Annotated in this window: 18 protein-coding genes; 4 read left to right on the plus strand and 14 right to left on the minus strand. The window is 43.3% G+C overall.

Annotation, left to right across the window (positions count from 1 at the left end):
• Positions 1-724: 724 nt before the first annotated feature.
• From QWZ01_RS24595 to QWZ01_RS24610, 4 genes are all read right to left on the minus strand, one after another.
• Positions 725-1,273, minus strand: coding sequence for a hypothetical protein (locus tag QWZ01_RS24595; RefSeq protein ID WP_290328177.1), 549 nt, complete (start codon positions 1,271-1,273; stop codon positions 725-727).
• Positions 1,270-1,827, minus strand: a complete 558-nt coding sequence (locus QWZ01_RS24600) for a DUF1543 domain-containing protein (protein WP_290328178.1) — start codon at positions 1,825-1,827, stop codon at positions 1,270-1,272. The genes QWZ01_RS24595 and QWZ01_RS24600 overlap by 4 nt, the downstream gene beginning before the upstream one ends.
• The gene (locus QWZ01_RS24605; RefSeq protein ID WP_290328180.1) at positions 1,824-3,530 is read right to left on the minus strand and encodes an FAD/NAD(P)-binding protein; all 1,707 of its coding nucleotides are present in this window, start codon (positions 3,528-3,530) and stop codon (positions 1,824-1,826) included. The genes QWZ01_RS24600 and QWZ01_RS24605 overlap by 4 nt, the downstream gene beginning before the upstream one ends.
• A 102-nt stretch (positions 3,531-3,632) precedes the next feature.
• Entirely contained in the window at positions 3,633-4,088 is a 456-nt protein-coding gene (locus tag QWZ01_RS24610; RefSeq protein ID WP_290328182.1) for a ferritin-like domain-containing protein, read from the minus strand.
• A 545-nt stretch (positions 4,089-4,633) separates the two neighbouring features.
• Here QWZ01_RS24610 and QWZ01_RS24615 point away from each other — a divergent pair.
• Positions 4,634-5,626 (plus strand): amidohydrolase family protein, encoded by a 993-nt coding sequence (locus tag QWZ01_RS24615; protein WP_290328184.1) that lies wholly within the window; start codon positions 4,634-4,636, stop codon positions 5,624-5,626.
• A 113-nt stretch (positions 5,627-5,739) separates the two neighbouring features.
• Here the strand turns inward: QWZ01_RS24615 and QWZ01_RS24620 are convergent, their stop codons facing one another.
• The 7 genes from QWZ01_RS24620 to QWZ01_RS24650 form a co-directional block, all read right to left on the minus strand.
• Positions 5,740-6,651 carry an NADP-dependent oxidoreductase gene (locus tag QWZ01_RS24620; RefSeq protein ID WP_290328185.1) on the minus strand — a complete coding sequence of 304 codons (912 nt, stop codon included), beginning with the start codon at positions 6,649-6,651 and terminating at the stop codon, positions 5,740-5,742.
• Between the two features lie 252 nt (positions 6,652-6,903).
• Positions 6,904-7,404 carry a DUF4142 domain-containing protein gene (locus QWZ01_RS24625; protein WP_290328187.1) on the minus strand — a complete coding sequence of 167 codons (501 nt, stop codon included), beginning with the start codon at positions 7,402-7,404 and terminating at the stop codon, positions 6,904-6,906.
• A gap of 11 nt (positions 7,405-7,415) precedes the next feature.
• Positions 7,416-8,402 carry an SDR family oxidoreductase gene (locus QWZ01_RS24630; protein ID WP_290328189.1) on the minus strand — a complete coding sequence of 329 codons (987 nt, stop codon included), beginning with the start codon at positions 8,400-8,402 and terminating at the stop codon, positions 7,416-7,418.
• 19 nt (positions 8,403-8,421) lie between these two features.
• Positions 8,422-8,601 (minus strand): DUF6496 domain-containing protein, encoded by a 180-nt coding sequence (locus QWZ01_RS24635; protein WP_290328191.1) that lies wholly within the window; start codon positions 8,599-8,601, stop codon positions 8,422-8,424.
• A gap of 7 nt (positions 8,602-8,608) precedes the next feature.
• Positions 8,609-9,415: an SDR family NAD(P)-dependent oxidoreductase gene (locus QWZ01_RS24640; protein WP_290328194.1), complete on the minus strand. Its 807-nt coding sequence runs from the start codon at positions 9,413-9,415 to the stop codon at positions 8,609-8,611.
• 31 nt (positions 9,416-9,446) lie between these two features.
• Entirely contained in the window at positions 9,447-10,301 is an 855-nt protein-coding gene (locus tag QWZ01_RS24645; RefSeq protein ID WP_290328196.1) for an SDR family oxidoreductase, read from the minus strand.
• Positions 10,302-10,371: 70 nt separating this feature from the next.
• Positions 10,372-11,535 carry a zinc-dependent alcohol dehydrogenase gene (locus QWZ01_RS24650; RefSeq protein ID WP_290328198.1) on the minus strand — a complete coding sequence of 388 codons (1,164 nt, stop codon included), beginning with the start codon at positions 11,533-11,535 and terminating at the stop codon, positions 10,372-10,374.
• A 153-nt stretch (positions 11,536-11,688) separates the two neighbouring features.
• On the opposite strand from QWZ01_RS24650, the gene QWZ01_RS24655 reads away from it, so the two are divergent.
• Positions 11,689-12,672 (plus strand): SDR family oxidoreductase, encoded by a 984-nt coding sequence (locus QWZ01_RS24655; RefSeq protein ID WP_290328200.1) that lies wholly within the window; start codon positions 11,689-11,691, stop codon positions 12,670-12,672.
• A gap of 506 nt (positions 12,673-13,178) precedes the next feature.
• On the opposite strand, the gene QWZ01_RS26105 is transcribed toward QWZ01_RS24655, so the two are convergent.
• Together QWZ01_RS26105 and QWZ01_RS24665 are read right to left on the minus strand one after the other, a co-directional pair.
• Positions 13,179-13,529, minus strand: coding sequence for a DoxX-related protein (locus QWZ01_RS26105; RefSeq protein WP_494337325.1), 351 nt, complete (start codon positions 13,527-13,529; stop codon positions 13,179-13,181).
• Between the two features lie 42 nt (positions 13,530-13,571).
• The gene (locus QWZ01_RS24665; RefSeq protein WP_290328204.1) at positions 13,572-14,234 is read right to left on the minus strand and encodes a flavodoxin family protein; all 663 of its coding nucleotides are present in this window, start codon (positions 14,232-14,234) and stop codon (positions 13,572-13,574) included.
• A 281-nt stretch (positions 14,235-14,515) separates the two neighbouring features.
• On the opposite strand from QWZ01_RS24665, the gene QWZ01_RS24670 reads away from it, so the two are divergent.
• Positions 14,516-14,728, plus strand: coding sequence for a hypothetical protein (locus QWZ01_RS24670; protein ID WP_290328206.1), 213 nt, complete (start codon positions 14,516-14,518; stop codon positions 14,726-14,728).
• A 1,230-nt stretch (positions 14,729-15,958) separates the two neighbouring features.
• On the opposite strand, the gene QWZ01_RS24675 is transcribed toward QWZ01_RS24670, so the two are convergent.
• Positions 15,959-16,330 carry a hypothetical protein gene (locus QWZ01_RS24675; protein WP_290328207.1) on the minus strand — a complete coding sequence of 124 codons (372 nt, stop codon included), beginning with the start codon at positions 16,328-16,330 and terminating at the stop codon, positions 15,959-15,961.
• A gap of 96 nt (positions 16,331-16,426) precedes the next feature.
• Between QWZ01_RS24675 and QWZ01_RS24680 the strand changes: the two genes are divergently transcribed.
• Positions 16,427-16,648 carry a hypothetical protein gene (locus tag QWZ01_RS24680; RefSeq protein WP_290328208.1) on the plus strand — a complete coding sequence of 74 codons (222 nt, stop codon included), beginning with the start codon at positions 16,427-16,429 and terminating at the stop codon, positions 16,646-16,648.
• The last annotated feature ends 147 nt before the right edge of the window (positions 16,649-16,795 follow it).

The following is a 16,795-nucleotide window of genomic DNA, read 5'->3' on the forward strand; positions in this document are numbered from 1 at the left end:
TCAATCTGTCCTCCCTGAAGCGGTAAGTAGTGCCGGCAAAAACACTACCACCTTCCGCAACCCCAATCGGTTTCTATTTAAGGTGATTTGTTAGCTTGATCAGCATTGGCTGCCCGGTTTTCAATGCGGCCATTTGATGCTTTTTAAAAATTAACTTGCCTTATTGGCGGTAACCAATTCTAAGTTGTTTATAACAGATTGTAAGCGTAGCCCAAGTAATAAACAGCGCCGATACTGGGTCATGGAGGTGTACGTGATTCAGGTAATTTGAAGCGGTAGCTGACCAGGAATAATAATAATTTTTAGAAAATCTTTTTGTTTGTGTGCCGCCCGAAGACTCCTTGGCAAATGACTACTTTCCAGATCTAATATTTGTTTTCTGGTATATTCGATAGGATATGACAAAGTTGAGGTATTAAAATAAAGAACGCAGGACACAACTGGAGACAGAGGCAATTTAATTACAAGGAAATCGTATTTACGTGTCAGGTTTCCAATTTGAGCGCTAAGTAATCGATAATTAAATGTGCATCCTAATGTTTAAATCTACATTTTTCCAGTAATTTAATTATGCTTGGAGAGAAATTTGTGATTAGTAATGCCTTAGAGTGGTCATTAAAGCGGTGTGTAGTTTCTTTATTTATATTTGACTTATAGCTGATTACTTTAAAATAGGGCGCAGCTGATAGTGCAAATCTTCTAAAACGTGGGTAGAAAAGTTTGGCTAATTGAAAATTGGCATGCGGAGGGCATCTTCGATGGTCTTGATAACGCGTTCATGTAAAACCTGGTTTCCGCAGTTCATGCTCAGGACAAGAAACTTTTTCTTTTGCAGGTATTTTTTGGCGTGCTTTAAATCGTATTTCAGCACCCACTGGATATTATATAGCAGATCGGCATATTTTACCGTCTGTGCGGCGGAACTTACATATGTTAAGCGCGCTGCCTCGCGTTTCTTGCGCGTTTTTTTATCCACGTCCGGGAATGATTCTTTGGTAAATACATTAGTCAATTCGCTAACACAACCTGAGATCAATAAAGTTTCCTGGTCATCGTAGCCAACGCTTCTAAGTTGGTTTTGCAGTTGCAGCTTTGTTACCCCGGTTTCTTCCAACAAATCATGGCAAAGACCGATTTCATAACCCAAGGAAATAATAGCCGCAAAACCGGCCACCGCAGTCAGGTGATTTAAATAAGGCTCCGCAGTCCGCCTGATCAGCTGGCCTTCATGACGATGTTTCACCCATTCCAACAGTTTTTCTTCACGGCTCATTTGATTTTATCCAGTTTGAAATAACCTAAATGGATTTTATCTTCGGGCAAGCCGGTCCCCTCATCAAATACGATCCGGTATCTCGCTTTCAGTTCGGGAGATAGCAAATCTTCAATGTGGTGTACGCTATCTATATCTACGCCATATTTCTCATCTATATGTGCAGTGGCTGTACCTTTTAAAGAATTGGTTTTAAAGAATAAACTGCTTTTGGCAGCCTGTATTGCTTTTAAACGATTTTCCTGGACCGCCAGCACCGTGTAGTGTTGTTCTTCTAGTTTACCCGAAGTATATCCACCGAGATTTAAAAAAAACAATTGACGGTTAGCGATGTAATCCTGGTCGTTCTTGCCGACCACGCGCACCGCATAATCACCCACCTTTCTAACCTCCCGCCAGCCGTCGATATGCAGACTTGCACCTGCCTCCGGCCAGAATGCTTTTACATCAGGGATCAGCGCCGGAAGACTTTCCGCAATGCCAAAGAAATAATCATGCTGTTCGACAACTCTTCCCGGAATTTCGGCACCTATCAGTAATAAGTAAAGTTTCATGGCAGTAGTCGTTCAATTATAATACCAGATGCTTCTTCGCTGAAATCCAAACCGGAATAATCCGGGTTATAACCACCGATATAGGGTACTGCCATCATATAGATCCGGTCGTTAAATGCACCGTATGCGTCAACGACCTGGAAATAATCATTGATGGTAATACCCGCAACCTGGAGATAATAATCATCGTTATCATCCTTTATCACCGGTTTTCCCTCGTTCATCGTTTTGATACCCTCCTGAGGGTTCTTGAATTTGAGTTTTGCGGGACTAATCGTATGATCGTTGATCAGGCTTTTAAAAGGAAATTCTTCAAAAGGTAAATGGGGCTGTCCAACGCAATCAACATAAGTCTGGAAATACACGGCTTGTTCAATTCCGGATGGATCGGCATAACGATATATTGCGCCCCCTTTTTCTCGTGGTTCTACCGTACTATCATCCCCAACCGGAATCAGCTCAAGCACACCTGCGCGGTGTAGCGCCAGTAGTTCCTGGCTGGAACTTTGCGGAATGTAGGCAATCACGATAGAGATAAGTGGTGTTAAAGTGGTTTGCAGCCTTTGCATATCTTCCGCTGACAAGTGCTTAGCCGGGTAATTTAAGGCAAAGCTTAATACGCCCAGCATCTCTTTCCAATAAATAGATTTCTCCCGCTGAATAGATTTTTCTGCTTCAGTATATTCCCCCTTTAATAACTGAAAGGGATCAACACGCTCTCTGAGGTCTATCATTGTGGCAACAAACTCCTCCATCCGCATGTCTTTAATTTTTTCGTAAAACGCAGGTTCCTTCGACTTGATGGGTAGTTTGAAGTCCTTTTCGAATATATAATCTAACGACAGAAAACCCCCATTGCTTTTGATGTGCGCCTTAATCTCCTCTTTAGTTAACAGGCGGTCGTTCACCAGGTGGGAATTATCCAGGTGAAACCTGACGGCGGGCAGCATCCCGTTGCGGGTGTGTAGCACCATTTTAAAACTGAGGCTTTTCGCAGATAGTTTATAAATCAGCTGTCCGTTTGCATCTTTGTCAAAAATGCCGTTATAACGGGACAATGTCCTGATCGCATCAACCGCCGTAAGCGAAGATCCCTTGATCGCCACCGCATGATTAAGCTGTAAAGCGATTTTGGATGGTGGGTAAGGCGAATCAAAATAGTTGGGAATTTTGCCTTCATGCTTGTGCGGCCAGTTATGCCCGGTACAGATGACTACGTGATCGAAGTCGAACCTCTCCAGCCCGTCAACCTCCACGACAACGATGCCTTTTTCCGGCTGATCGATGATATCTGTTATTGTGCTATTATACTGCACTTTATACGCTATACCGGCTTCTCGGGCCTGTTTCTGTAACAGATCAAATTGCGCCGTAAGATATTGTCCGAATAAAAGCCGCGGTAGAACCTTAAATTCATTAAAATTGGCGGCATCCATGTGATATTTATCCAGCGTGTCTTTAGAAACTTTTTTCACCCATTGGTCTAAAGGGGTTACCAGCGGCGGTATTTCGTTACCGGAAACATTGGTAATATGTTCATCATTAGCGCCTTCTGCACTGTAAGGCATACCAGAACCGAGTTTGTTTTTACGCTCAAAAATTGTGACGGTAATGGCTGTATTGCCGGATTCAACCAGCCTCTTAAACATAAAAAGTCCGCTCGGGCCGCCGCCAAGAATAGCTATTCGTATGATGTTTTTCAAGTTGGTGATTCAGGTTAAAAGCAAAAAGTACTTTTTTGCATCGCAGGATACAGGAAAAAAAAGTCGCCTTTTAATGGGCGACTTCTTTTGAGTACACTAAATCTACAATTTTGCAACGTCACGCAACGCTTTAATTTGGTCATGGGCTGCTTGAATTTCATTAGCCTGGTTAGTGACGGTTGAAACGGCTTCAGTTGGTAGCTCACCACTGCTTAAGGCATCCTGATAAGCTTTTTTAATTGCGTCTTCACCGCGTTCAGCTTCAGATAATATACTTGCACGGTCGCTACCCCCGAAAATTGATTTGACATCGATCCAGGCGCGATGCAAAGTACCACTTACGCTATTGCCGGTTTCAACATCTTCAGCTGAACCTACTAAAGCGGCCAGTTCCTGGCCGTTTTTACGGCTTTGTGCCGCGTAGCCCTGGAATAATTCTTTCAGGTCGATGTTTTCATCTTTAATGTCTGAGATAGCTTTTTCAAAACCAGCTACACGGTCATTATTAATCTCGATCAGGTCGTTCAATACACCTGTTGCATTTTCTGTAGTTGCCATACTGTTTTTCTTTTGATAGAATACAACTAAGTCTAATATCGTGCCAATGATGTTACATAAGGAAAATAGAGTAATTCTTATCGATTCCAATTGTACAAATAGGAAATTAATGTTGTTATGCCACCGCAAGTTATTTGATAGTGACATTCATAAAAGAAAGGTCTAACAGAGGTTTTGAAAAAGATCAACGATGAAAGCCTTCATATGAATAGACACCGCACTTTTCACTTCCCATGTAGTATGTAAAAATTGTCGAATGAAATTATATCGATAGCATATCGGGTTTTTTTGCTGGATAGTCTTCAAAATATTGCCTTGCCCGTTTTAATCCCCGAGCAATTGCAATACCTTTATCGTTGCTGTCTTTTAGAATCTCATTAGCAATTTCAATGGTTTTTTTCCGCAAATATCTGGGCTGGTTTTTATAACCGGGTGGATAATCTCCCGGATACCAGTGCATAATTTCTTTTTTTTAGTTTAAAACAACCGTTGCGGATTTTTGGTTGAAAACTTTTGACAGCTGCTAACTTATAATAAAAAAAAATATGATACGCACGATCGCCCTTGAAGAGCATGTTGTATTCCCTGAGCTTTCTAAAAAAGTTATTTTGGAATCCGGAACTCCTAGTAACCGTTCGTCCGGTTCGGTTGCTAATCTGAGCGACCAGCTTGCTGATGTTACCGGCGAGCGTTTGGCCGCTATGGATGCTGCAGGCATCTCAACGCAGGTATTATCTGTAGTGGGCCCAGGTGCTAACTTGTTACATGGCGATGCAGCGGTCCGGATAGCTCTTGAATACAATGACACTTTAGCAAAAAAAATAGGTAGTTATCCAGATCGCTTTGCTGCATTTGCGCACTTGCCTACAACGGAGCCGAACGCCGCTGCGAACGGACTGGAACGGGCTGTTAAAATACATCATTTTTGCGGCGCGATGATTAACGGCATGACTGATAATAAATTTTTGGACGCCCCGGAATTTGCTCCCATTTTGGAAAGGGCCCAGCAATTGGATGTTCCTGTTTACCTGCATCCGGGCTTACCCCCGGAACAGGTCGTAAAAGCCTACTACAGTGACCTGCCAAAAGAGTCCGGTGAACGCCTCTCGGTTGCAGGCTGGGGCTGGCATTCAGAAACCGCCATACATGTATTACGGCTCATCATTTCCGGGACATTTGATAAATACCCCAATTTAAAACTTATTATAGGGCATATGGGTGAGATGCTTCCAATGATGATGGCGCGATGCGATACCATGTTCAAGCCCGGCGAGGCAGGCGTTAATCAGCGCAGTATTTCGCAAACCTTAAAAGATCAGGTTTTTATTACAACCAGCGGAATTTTTACAACACCGCCCTTTCAAATCGCATTGGAGACATTCGGAATAGACCGGATCTTATTCTCGGTTGATTATCCTTTTGCGACAAACGATAGCGGCAGGCAATTTTTAGATAATCTCCATTTATCCGATAACGATATGGAAAAGCTTTGTTGGCGTAACGCTGCACAATTGCTCAAGCTTCCAACGGGGGAGTAATTCAAATCTGCAAACAGGCTGCTTGCAATAAAGCCGGTTTAAAAATTGGAATTTAAAACATAACTCCGGCATTGCCGGAAGTTATGTTGAGTACAATTAAACAACCTTGATTACTATCTTTCCTCTCGTACTGCCTTAGCGCTTAACATTTCGGCCTCACCGGCATCTTCCAGGTTAAGAACAGTGGATACTACCGGGCTAACGATACCCTGGTCTATAAGACGGGCGATCTGCTCTAGGTCTTTAGGATAGGATTGCGCGGTGAAGCCTTCCAGCTGGATGTGTTTTTCTTTGGCTTCCTCTTTAAACTGCGGCATAATAGTGGTAATTAACCGGCCGCCGGGCTTGATCACCTGCAAAGAGCGTTGCTGCGTATCTTTCCCGATCAAATCAAAAACCAGGTCAATGTCGCTCACTTTCTCCTCGAATTTTTCTTCTTTATAGTTGATGGCTTCATCCGCACCTAATTGCTTAATGAAACCGAGGTTTTCCCCTGAACCGGTGCCGATTACATAAGCGCCTTTCCATTTAGCAAATTGTACGGCAAAACTTCCTACACCGCCGGATGCTGCATGGATCAGCACACGCTGGCCTTTTTCCAGTTTGCCAAATTTAAATAACCCCTGCCAGGCTGTTAAACCAGCCAGGGGAACAGCGGCGGCATTGATATGATCGATACTCCTGGGTTTTAACGCGATCTGATCAGCCTTAATAACCAGATACTCCGCAAAGGCGCCATTGGTAGTCGGGAAAGGTCTTCCGTAAACTTCGTCGCCAATACTGAAATAGCGCACCTGGTCACCGGTTTGTTCAATTACGCCCGAAACATCCCAACCGATAGTTAGCGGAAATTTAGTCGGAAATTTCTCCTGCGCTTCACCTGCAACTATTTTCTGGTCAACCGGGTTAACGGCGCTTGCATATACCTTAATCAGTACCTCATCCGCTGCGTGTTGAGGTATGTCGATGTCATCCAACTCTAATACATCAGGGCTGCCAAATTCATGAATTCTTATTGCTTTCATAGTAGCGTAGTTTGATTTTATTCTTCGTGATGCTTAAACCTGGCCACATCTTCTCCTTTATGAAGATGGGGTTTGGGTGCTTTAATTCAACGTTTTCAGCCGGTGCTCCGGTGGCATCGTCAATATTGAGACTTTATCTCGTTTTCTGTTTCCGGATCGGTACCTGTAAAGGCTTCATTCCCGCTGCAATTGCCAGTTGGCTTTTCCGCGGAATATCGTTTACATTTTCTCGCTTTGCCATGATCTTACTTTTTAAAGTTGTTTATTTATTGTTTTGATCTCTTCTAAGTGATGCTTTAGAGTAGGCAGCATCTGCTGCGCCCAGGCCTTCACCGCCGGGTCTTTACCATTCACAGCATAGTTCTGAAATACCTCGACCGTGTTTTGATGTCCGCTCACCATACCATGTACATACAACTGATCAAAAGTGCTGCCAGCATTCTTGAGGGTCAAATCTGGCTGTATGCCTCCCGTAGCCGCAGGGGGCAGAGTGATGCCCCTGCCTTTCGCCAGTTGCAGCAGCTTTTGCTCTGCCTCACCATGATCTTTTACCATCATCTGGGCGAACGATTTAACGTCAGGCCTGCTTGCTTTTTGAGCAGCAAGCTGACCGGAGCTGACCTCCTGCAGGTTTTTGATACTGGCCACGATCAAAAAATGTTTAGTTGTAGTGTCCGGATCGGGTTGAGGAATTTGAGCCTTCGCTACAAAACCACCCAAACCCATAATTAACATGATAATAATCTTTTTCATCGTGTTTCGAATTAAGGTTGTCCGACCCCACCTGATGAACCATAAACCTGTCCGCTGGCAAAGCTGGCATCTGCCGCAGCCAGCTGCACGTAAATTGATGCTAACTCAGCTGGTTGCCCCGGTCTGCCCAACATCGTCCAGCTCCCGAACATCTGTTGTTTTTCAGGCTGTGCTCCACCGCTGATTTGCAGGGCTGTCCAGACAGGCCCCGGGGCCACGCCATTCACACGGATACCCTTAGGCCCTAATTGCTTGGCCAGTGATTTCACGTAATTCATTGTCGCGGCTTTTGTTTGTGCGTAAGCATACAGATCAGGCGATGGGTCGTAGGCCTGCTCAGAGGTCGTACCGATGATTGCTGAGCCCGGTGGCAAATGCGGCAGCGCTTCGCGGATAATCCAGAACGGTGCATAGATATTCGTTTTCATCGTGGAATCAAACTCTTCCGTAGTAACATCCACGATTGAATTGATAGATTGCTGGCGACCCGCGTTATTCACGATGATATCCAGTCCACCTAACCCGGCGATGGCTTTTTGCACCAACGACTTGCAGAAGTCCTCGCTGCGCAGGTCGCCGGGAATGGTGATGGCTTTACGACCTTCTTTTTTGATGAGGGCAATTACTTCCTGGGCATCCTGCTCTTCGGATGGATAATAGTTAATAGCCACGTCCGCGCCCTCACGGGCATAGGCAATGGCTGCGGCCCGTCCCATACCGGAATCGCCTCCCGTGATCAGTGCTTTTCGGCCCTGCAAACGGCCTGAACCTTTATAACTTGTTTCACCACAATCAGGCACCGGGTCCATCTTGCTTTGCAATCCCGGCCAGGGCTGGGGCTGGCTCCTGAAAGGTGGTTTAGGGTGCAATGTAGTTGGGTCGCTGATCTTTGCTTCCATGCTGGTATGATTTGTTGTTTTTGTTCCTGCCAATACGGGCGATACCGCCGCTGCAGCAAGGGTCGCACCTAAACCCGTCACCACCTGGCGACGTGTCATTTTTTTATCCTCTTCCATATCAGTCTTTCTTTTTAGGTGCTTTAGCGCCTTCTTTGCGAGCTTCTGACAAGCCGATCGCGATGGCCTGTTTTCGGCTGGTTACTTTTTTCCCACTTTTACCGCTTTTTAGCGTGCCTTCCTTTTCTTCGTGTAAAGCCTTGTGGACCTTGTCCTGTGCTTTTTCTGAATATTTTGCCATAATGATATTAGCTATTTTGCTGTTGTTGTTCCTGTTCTACCGGTTTTTGTTGCTCGTACATCTGGTGAGCTACGGTACTGTCGGGCATCAGGTTGGCCGCATTGACTTGCAGCTTGTTTTTGAAGCCGGCAATCACGCGGTCCTTACCCGCCATCAGTGCTTCATAACCTTCTTTAGCTACATCTGCAGCATCGGCCAGTGCCTCTTTGTCCTGAACAATCTTGCTATCCTGCATATCGGCCTTGTTAAAGAAATCGGTATCAGTTGCGCCAGGCATGAGTGCAGTTAGGGTTACGCCACTGTCTTTGACTTCCTCACGAACTGCTGTAGTAAATGAGAGCACAAATGCTTTGGTCGCATGATAAACCGCTTGCCAGGGCCCCGGAAGCTTGCCGGCCACTGAACCCAGGTTAAGGATTCTGCCTTCTCCGCGAGATACCATTTCTTTCAAGAAATGTTTGCTGAGGATGACCGTTGCACAGATATTCAGGTGGATGATTCCCAGTTCGCGTTCCAGTTCATTGTCCGTAAATAATCCGTAAACACCCTGCCCCGCATCATTGACTAATACATCAATCGGAGTGTTCACTTCATCGCAAAGTGCTTTCGCTTCTTCCATTCTCGAAAGATCTTTAGCGATTGTTTTTACCTGTATCCCCGAAGCGTTTAATTCAGAAGCTGTAGTGTCAAGTTCCTGCCTGTCCCGTGCTACGAGGAGTAAATTATAGCCGTCCTGTGCAAATAGTTTTGCCAGTTCTTTGCCGATACCGCTTGTTCCGCCGGTGATCAGTGCCCATTTTCCTGTGTTTTCCATGTTGTATGTTTTTATAGATAGCTATTGAATTTTAACCGTTAACTACTTCGCCACCGTTTACGTGGATAACCTGGCCGGTGATAAACGAGGCGTCATCTGACGCCAGGAATACATAAGCGGGACCCAGTTCTGAGGGCTGCCCGGCTCTTTTCATAGCCGTTTCACCGCCGAAGCTTTTAATCTTTTCTTCATCAAATGTGGATACGATCAACGGCGTCCAAACCGGTCCGGGGGCAACTGCGTTAACGCGGATTCCTTTTTCCGTCAGGTTGGTAGCCAGGGAACGGGTAAAGGTGGTAATGGCTCCTTTCGTTGACGAGTAATCAATCAATGAAGGCGATGAGCGGTAAGCTGTAACCGAGGTTGTATTGATAATACAATCGCCAGCCTGCATGTGCCCAACTGCTGCTTCTGCAAAATAGAAGTAAGCAAAAATGTTGGTTTGGAAAGTTGTCTCCAACTGTTTCTTATCAATTGCTCTAACATCCTTTTGCGGGAATTGCATGCCTGCATTATTGACCAGTATGTTCAACTTTCCGAATTCCATTATTACTTTTTCTACCGATTTTCTACAGAAAGACTCATTTTTAACGTCCCCTTTGATCAGTTGGCATTTTCGTCCGGCCGCCTCCACCAGGTTCCTCGTAGTTTCGGCATCTTCGTCTTCATTCAGGTAAACAATCGCTATATCAGCGCCTTCCTCAGCGAAGTGAACGCTAACCGCCCGTCCAATGCCACTATCGCCTCCCGTTACGAGGGCAACTTTGCCTGTTAACTTTCCGGCAGCTTTGTAGCTATCTTTAATGTATTCCGGGGCAGGGTTCATTTTTGCTTCAATGCCAGGCTGCTTATTTTGCTTCTTCGGTGTTTTTTCTTTCGTGATCATATTGATTTCCTTTCAGGCTTTTTAATCAAGTAAAATTATAATCTTATACAATTGAACCTATAACACTCCCTTATGCGTGGGGATCCAGAACGATCTTGACGCAGTCCTCTTCTTTTTCGTCGAATATTTTGTAGGCATGCTCCACCTGGCTGAGTGGGAAGCGATGGGTGATGATATCGTCTAATTTTACCTTCTCCTCTTTGACCAGGTCAATCAGGTGATCGATGTAATTCAGCACAGGCGCCTGGCCCATTTTCAAGGTGATGCCTTTGTCGAACAGGCGGTGCAGCGGAAAATTATCATAGGGTGAACCATAAACACCCATAATGGATACCGTTCCCATACGGCGTACCGCTTTGAAAGCCATCTCCAAGACTTTTATGCTGCCTTTCTCGAAATTCACAGTTGCTTTTACTTTATCAAAGAAGTTGCGTTCCGGTTCGAAACCAACAGCGTCAACGCAAACATCGGCCCCTCTGCCATTGGTCATCGAGCGGATAGCTTCCACCACATCCACTTCATGCGGATTTAAGGTGTCTACGTTGTTAACTGCCTTGGCTTTTTCCAGACGGTAATTGAGCGGGTCAATGGCGATCACGCGACCGGCACCATTCAGCCAGGCAGCTTTTTGAGCCATTAAACCTACCGGGCCGGAACCGAAAATGGCCACCACTTCACCACCTTTTAACTGCGCCCAGTCTATGGCAGACCAGCCTGTCGGGAAAATGTCTGTCAAAAATAAAACCTGTTCGTCGCTCAGGTTATCTGGTACGATGCGCGGACTGATATCTCCGTAGGGGACCCGGACGTATTGTGCCTGTCCGCCGGAATAGCCGCCATACAGGTCGGTATAGCCAAACAGCGCAGCACCCTTGCCAGTCGCCAGGTCTCCTTCCGGTCCGTAATTTTTATAGTTGGAATTTTCACAGGCAGGTGAAGCACCATGCGTACAAAAAAAGCAATGTCCACAGGCGATCGGAAACGGCACAACCACCCGGTCACCGCGTTTCAGGTTTTTGACTTCCTTACCTACTTCCTCGACAATGCCCATGAACTCGTGGCCCATGATCATGGGTTCCTTTTGTGGTACTGCGCCGCTGAGGATATGCAGATCAGATCCGCAGATGGCGGTCGCCGTAACTTTTAAAATGACATCGGTGGCCAGTTCGATGCGCGGGTCTTCGACCGTATCACAAGTGATCTGGCCCGGTTTGTGAAATACTGCTGCTTTCATAATGGATAATTGATGTGTAAAAACAACAGGTCGGCCATATTATAGTTTTATGATTTTTAAATAAATAGAAGTTTATATTTTTAACTAATTTTTAAATTTAAAAACTTATACATGTGGCCGAGGTTACTCTGAAAGATTTAAAGCAATACAGAAATGTTAGATAAAAAAGACAGACTAGCTGGCAAAACTATTGTTATAACCGGCGCATCAAGCGGAGCAGGACGCGCAGCCGCTTTAGCTTTTGCGCAGTACGAAACCTTTTTGGTATTGGCTTCAAGAAACGAAGAAGCACTACGATCCATCGCCGCCGAGTGCCGGGAGTTTGGCGCGGAAGTGTTGATCGTACCCACTGATACAAGCGACAGCAAGGCGATGATCGCACTTGCCAACGCAGCGAACGACTGGCAGGGAGTAATTGACGTTTGGATCAATAACGCAGGGGTATTAACTGCGGGTGATTTTGATAAGACACCAATGGCGGTTCATGAGCAGGTCATGAAGACAAACCTGTTAGGATACATGAACGGCGCGCACGCGGTCTTACCCTTTTTTAAGGCACAGAAAAAAGGGATACTAATTAATAATATTTCTATCGGCGGTTTTTTACCGGTGCCCTACGGCGCAGGATATACGGCCGCGAAATTCGGTTTGCGGGGTTGGTCAGAAGCGCTGAAAGCGGAACTGTCGGACTGGCCTCATATTTATCTATGCGATCTTTATCCCGCGTTTTTGGATACACCCGGAATTCAGCATGCTGGTAATCACACTGGTAAAGTGTTGAAACCCGCGCCACCGGTCTACGATCCTGTGCGTCTCGCCCAGGCAATGGTGAAAGTAGCTGTAAATCCATCTTCAAACACCTACGTTGGCAGTGTTGCTCTACTGTTAAAATTTTCGCATGCCATCTTCCCGGAGCTTACAACGAAAATAACAGGGTTGGTCATGCGCAGATATTTCAAATTTGCTGATCCAATTGAGCTGACCGATGGCAATGTTTTCAATACCGTTGATTACGGGATGTCGGTACATGGCGGTTTTGGTTTGCCGGGTAAGCCGAAAGCTCACCGGAAATATATTGCAGGAGCTTTATTAAGCGGCCTTGTTTTGAGTTATTTCCTTGTTAATAAGAAGAATTAAAGTCCGTTTCCGATTTGACAATCACTTTTTAACGAACACAAACCGCTGAAAATATTTTTAATAGCGTAAAAACGGCAATCCAATGTCGCCTGAATAACACCGGAAATTTATTAGTATAGTGGTCAATAAAGAAAAGGTGAAAGGACGGCTATAAATGGCATATCGTTTAAGCCAGGCAATAGGCTTGTTAATCATCTCCAGGTTTTTTTTGGCTTAGGATTTAGAACGGCTGATTTACACTGCTGATTTTGGCAGCGGCGTCGATGGAATGTGTGCAGATGAGGCCATCTTCTTTTTCGGCTAGGTCCGACAGCGTCACCTAAACAAAAGTTAATCCATTAATTCTCTTGATGATAGCCGAGAAACTGGTGTCAGTTTTTAAGGCATCTTTTATGCCTGTCCTAAGAGGTCAGCAGACGCGCTGTTGGTTTTAATCCCGCGGGCAACTATCTGCCGGCTGCTCATGTTAAAGATGCTCGTTTTTCATAAGTAGGGTAGAAATGTTGTTATGATTGCGTGCTTTCTAATGCCCGATAGATCAGCAGCGGCTGGAAAGCCAGTCGAATCAAACGCGTATGATCGGTATCTAAACCAAAACCATTGCGGGGACGGGGGTATTGCGCGATATTTCCGGGAAATAATGCGGCAAAGAAAGCGGCAGCAAATTTCCCGACTGTTTCGCGATGTTGCTTGGGCGTTCCGATCAAAGCAGCACCAAGGCTGAACTCTGCAAAATCGGAGTAAATAACGGTATCATCATTTTTTTTTAACGGTACCCAATTGGATACCTGTGCACGAAATTCTTTGCGGAGAATGTTAGATGACGGATGCCTGCGAGTATCAATGCACTGCCTAATAGGATCCTCGAGCCATTTTTTATGATCTTCTTTTCCATGTTATTAATCCTCCTTGTCGCTTTCTGCTTCAGCTTTTTTGCCTGCTTCAATCAGGTTGGCAGTAAATGGATTGGAAGCAAGTAATTTGGCCATAAAGGCAAGGTTCCCGGTCATATAACGGAGGCTCTTATTGGTATAGAGGTAACGCTCGCCACCGGCTTCCACGTAATCTTTCTCGCCACCAGCTTTGCCCACCCAATAGGCGTAAACATTAGGCGGAATGGTAAAACCAACTTCCTGCAATGACCATAGCACTTGTGCCGCACAACTGTGAGCGCCATCTTCATTGCCAGTAATTAGACAACCTGCTACTTTGCCATATGGCATAAACTGCCCGGTCTCTTTATCGCTCAGGTCTTCATCTCGAAAAATGGCATCTAGCCGTTCAATAACTTTTTGGGAGGTTGAGGCCAGGTGTCCCATCCAGATCGGTGTAGCGATAATCAAGATGTGACATGCTTTGATCTTTTCAAGAATCTGAGGCCACTGATCACCGTCGCCTTCATCTGATGAATTACCTGTTAATACATTGTAGTCGTTTAAGCGGATCACCTCTGTTTCAAAATCAAACTCCTGCAACTGTTTAGCGGCTTTATCAGCCAAAGCTCCTGTATTGGAAAAATCCGGAGTTCGTTTCAAAGTGCAGTTTATAATTAACGCTTTCATAGGTTGATGTTTACAGCTTTAAATCGATTGATTAGGAATGTTGTTTTCTTATTGCTTGAAAAATTACCTTTGAAAACCAAGTATTTTTCTCAAATAAAAGTGCATTTAAACGTTGTGAGGGCACTTTTCATTTTTTGAAAAACATCGATTTCCCTCTTTTTGCTTCAATTTTGCCCCCGTTTTAAGTATAAATAATTTCTTTCAAGGGCAGTGAAAACAGGCATAGAACTCTGGTTTTAAGATGATAAATCCAATTGGGGACACAGGGAAAAAAAGAGGTAATGGAAGAAAAATTAGATTTGCTACAAGGTCAAATTAATTTAATAAAAGCTGACCTCAATGAGTTTAAACTGATGATGATAGAACTCCACACTATCCAAACTGGTAAGTTTTTTAATACAGCAAGAAAACCCACAAGAAAGAAATTGGAAAAGATTAGATTTCAACAGTTACAAAATAATGGGCACCGGATTATGTTAAACAAGAAGAAGTAAAAAAAGATGCCAGCTACTTCACTGACATCCTCCCACTTTTACATAATTTCAGATGTGGCTCAGACATCTTATTTAATCAACTGTGCTAAAGGCTTAATGTTTGCATTTATCTGACATTAACAGTATAATAAAAAAAATGGGATGCCAGTTACCAACCTGACATCCCCCACTTTAGCTTAATTGAGAAGAAGTTCACTCATCTCATCATCACAACTCTTATACGCACTTAATGTTTCGAAATTTGAAGATTTAGTAGGAATTAAAAAAGGATGTCAGAATCCACGCTAACATCCTTCAACCTTTAAATAAAACCATTACATGGAAAAAAAGCAACCTCTTATTTTTATACGATAGGTGCTAATTAAAGTTGTCGCATTGCGATAATAAAAAAGGGTGTTAGCAACGACACTAACACCCCACATTCAACGCTTCTTTCTACAAATCTAACTTTCTAATAAAACACTGATCTATCTAAATGGTTTAAAAAACTTTAATTTTTTCGATATCCATTGATATAAAACAAATGAACCCCGAACACAAGCTGTATCCGAGGTTTTACACATTGCAAGTCATCCCTAACACTCCAATGCTTTCAGGGGTTAAATTTAATATTTATCGTTTAATTATAGGAATCCAATTTATAATATAAGAGTTGAAGTGGGGGATAATCAATGACTTATACTTACTTTTTGTGAAAAATATATATGGTTATTACTATTAATAAAATTACAACGGCTGTTGTCCGTATCAATACTCCCTTATTCTCGCTTTTCATCTTCTTTTCAAAACTCCCGGATTAATTACACCAGGAGAGATAACATACCAAACCGTTATGGATAACACGCTTTTATACGAGATAATTAGAGTAAATGTTTTGAGATAAGAAAACCCCGACCTATTCAATTGAGATAGAGCCGAGGCAATTAAACGATAAAATAACCCCTTACTTTATCATCATTATAACAACCTGAATTATAAGAAGATGTTTGTATTATTTCAATATTGTAAAATCTCTAAACTGATTTATACTCTTCACAGTAAAATGTATATCATACTTTCTAATTCGGATATCTTTTACTCTTTGGCTAACCAAAGAAAATACTTTATCATAATTTAAATTGAAGGACAGACCATTATCGGGTAGCTTGATAATAATGGTTTCATCTTCAATTTATATGTCTTAAAAAATCGTGATCTTCTGGTAATCAAATAAATTGAGAGCTATGCTGTTCAACTCCCCTTCCATGTGTAATACAAGTTGGTAACCGTGGTTGTGCAATTAATGATACCGTTATCGGTATAAAGCTTTTCAATAATCACCAGTTCATAAGCCTGTACCATGTCAGCCGCGTTATCAGTAATGTTTGCTGATGGCAATAGCTGGTAATCAACTGTATTTTTTGATATGCCTGATAAGTCAATAAATGAACTCAATCTGTTATCCGGGGAAGTGTACAGTCGAAGATTTGTAAAAACAGAGTTGTCACTTGCCAGTACCTGTAATCGAAAAATTGATATAGCAGCATTATCTGAACTAAATGACCCGATTATAGGATTATTTGATGGTGTATACGGTGCAGGTGCTTGATTAATGGCTATCATTATGCCTATTTGTTTAAATACTTAATAGGCTTACAGGTATGATTAACGGATTAATATTTGGAATAGGTAAAGCCATTAACCTTCATAACCTGCACAATGAAAGAAGAATTAGAAAAATGGCTGCAAGAATTTGTGGAAAATAAGCGAAGCAAAGGAATTGATTGTAAGATAACGCCTTACAGAATGGGTAAAAGTAGTAGGTATATGTTTGAAGTTAGCGGAGAGCTTAGGAACATTGAAAATTATCTGACAATGGCGGAATTACTTCACTACAAAAAATTAATTAACGGTCAGAAGAACAAATTAGATATTAAATAAATCCGGCCCAGTTTTTGGCTTATAGTATTCGATAATTTCTAATTAAAACCTAAACCTGTTTAAAAGTTAAAACATTTTATGTTTGAGAAGAGGTCAGAAGGGGTTCTGACCTTTTTATTTATAGGATACTCTCACTTCTATATATAT

Source organism: Mucilaginibacter aquaedulcis, from assembly GCF_030409325.1.
Taxonomy (GTDB): domain Bacteria; phylum Bacteroidota; class Bacteroidia; order Sphingobacteriales; family Sphingobacteriaceae; genus Mucilaginibacter; species Mucilaginibacter aquaedulcis.

Excerpts from the sequence above, each read along its gene's own strand:
- QWZ01_RS24595 (WP_290328177.1), bottom strand. The coding sequence starts at position 1,273 with ATGAGCCGTGAAGAAAAACTGTTGGAATGGGTGAAACATCGTCATGAA.
- QWZ01_RS24600 (WP_290328178.1), bottom strand. The coding sequence starts at position 1,827 with ATGAAACTTTACTTATTACTGATAGGTGCCGAAATTCCGGGAAGAGTT.
- QWZ01_RS24610 (WP_290328182.1), bottom strand. The coding sequence starts at position 4,088 with ATGGCAACTACAGAAAATGCAACAGGTGTATTGAACGACCTGATCGAG.
- QWZ01_RS24615 (WP_290328184.1), top strand. The coding sequence starts at position 4,634 with ATGATACGCACGATCGCCCTTGAAGAGCATGTTGTATTCCCTGAGCTT.
- QWZ01_RS24620 (WP_290328185.1), bottom strand. The coding sequence starts at position 6,651 with ATGAAAGCAATAAGAATTCATGAATTTGGCAGCCCTGATGTATTAGAG.
- QWZ01_RS24625 (WP_290328187.1), bottom strand. The coding sequence starts at position 7,404 with ATGAAAAAGATTATTATCATGTTAATTATGGGTTTGGGTGGTTTTGTA.
- QWZ01_RS24630 (WP_290328189.1), bottom strand. The coding sequence starts at position 8,402 with ATGACACGTCGCCAGGTGGTGACGGGTTTAGGTGCGACCCTTGCTGCA.
- QWZ01_RS24635 (WP_290328191.1), bottom strand. The coding sequence starts at position 8,601 with ATGGCAAAATATTCAGAAAAAGCACAGGACAAGGTCCACAAGGCTTTA.
- QWZ01_RS24640 (WP_290328194.1), bottom strand. The coding sequence starts at position 9,415 with ATGGAAAACACAGGAAAATGGGCACTGATCACCGGCGGAACAAGCGGT.
- QWZ01_RS24645 (WP_290328196.1), bottom strand. The coding sequence starts at position 10,301 with ATGATCACGAAAGAAAAAACACCGAAGAAGCAAAATAAGCAGCCTGGC.
- QWZ01_RS24650 (WP_290328198.1), bottom strand. The coding sequence starts at position 11,535 with ATGAAAGCAGCAGTATTTCACAAACCGGGCCAGATCACTTGTGATACG.
- QWZ01_RS24655 (WP_290328200.1), top strand. The coding sequence starts at position 11,689 with ATGTTAGATAAAAAAGACAGACTAGCTGGCAAAACTATTGTTATAACC.
- QWZ01_RS24665 (WP_290328204.1), bottom strand. The coding sequence starts at position 14,234 with ATGAAAGCGTTAATTATAAACTGCACTTTGAAACGAACTCCGGATTTT.
- QWZ01_RS24670 (WP_290328206.1), top strand. The coding sequence starts at position 14,516 with ATGGAAGAAAAATTAGATTTGCTACAAGGTCAAATTAATTTAATAAAA.
- QWZ01_RS24675 (WP_290328207.1), bottom strand. The coding sequence starts at position 16,330 with ATGATAGCCATTAATCAAGCACCTGCACCGTATACACCATCAAATAAT.
- QWZ01_RS24680 (WP_290328208.1), top strand. The coding sequence starts at position 16,427 with ATGAAAGAAGAATTAGAAAAATGGCTGCAAGAATTTGTGGAAAATAAG.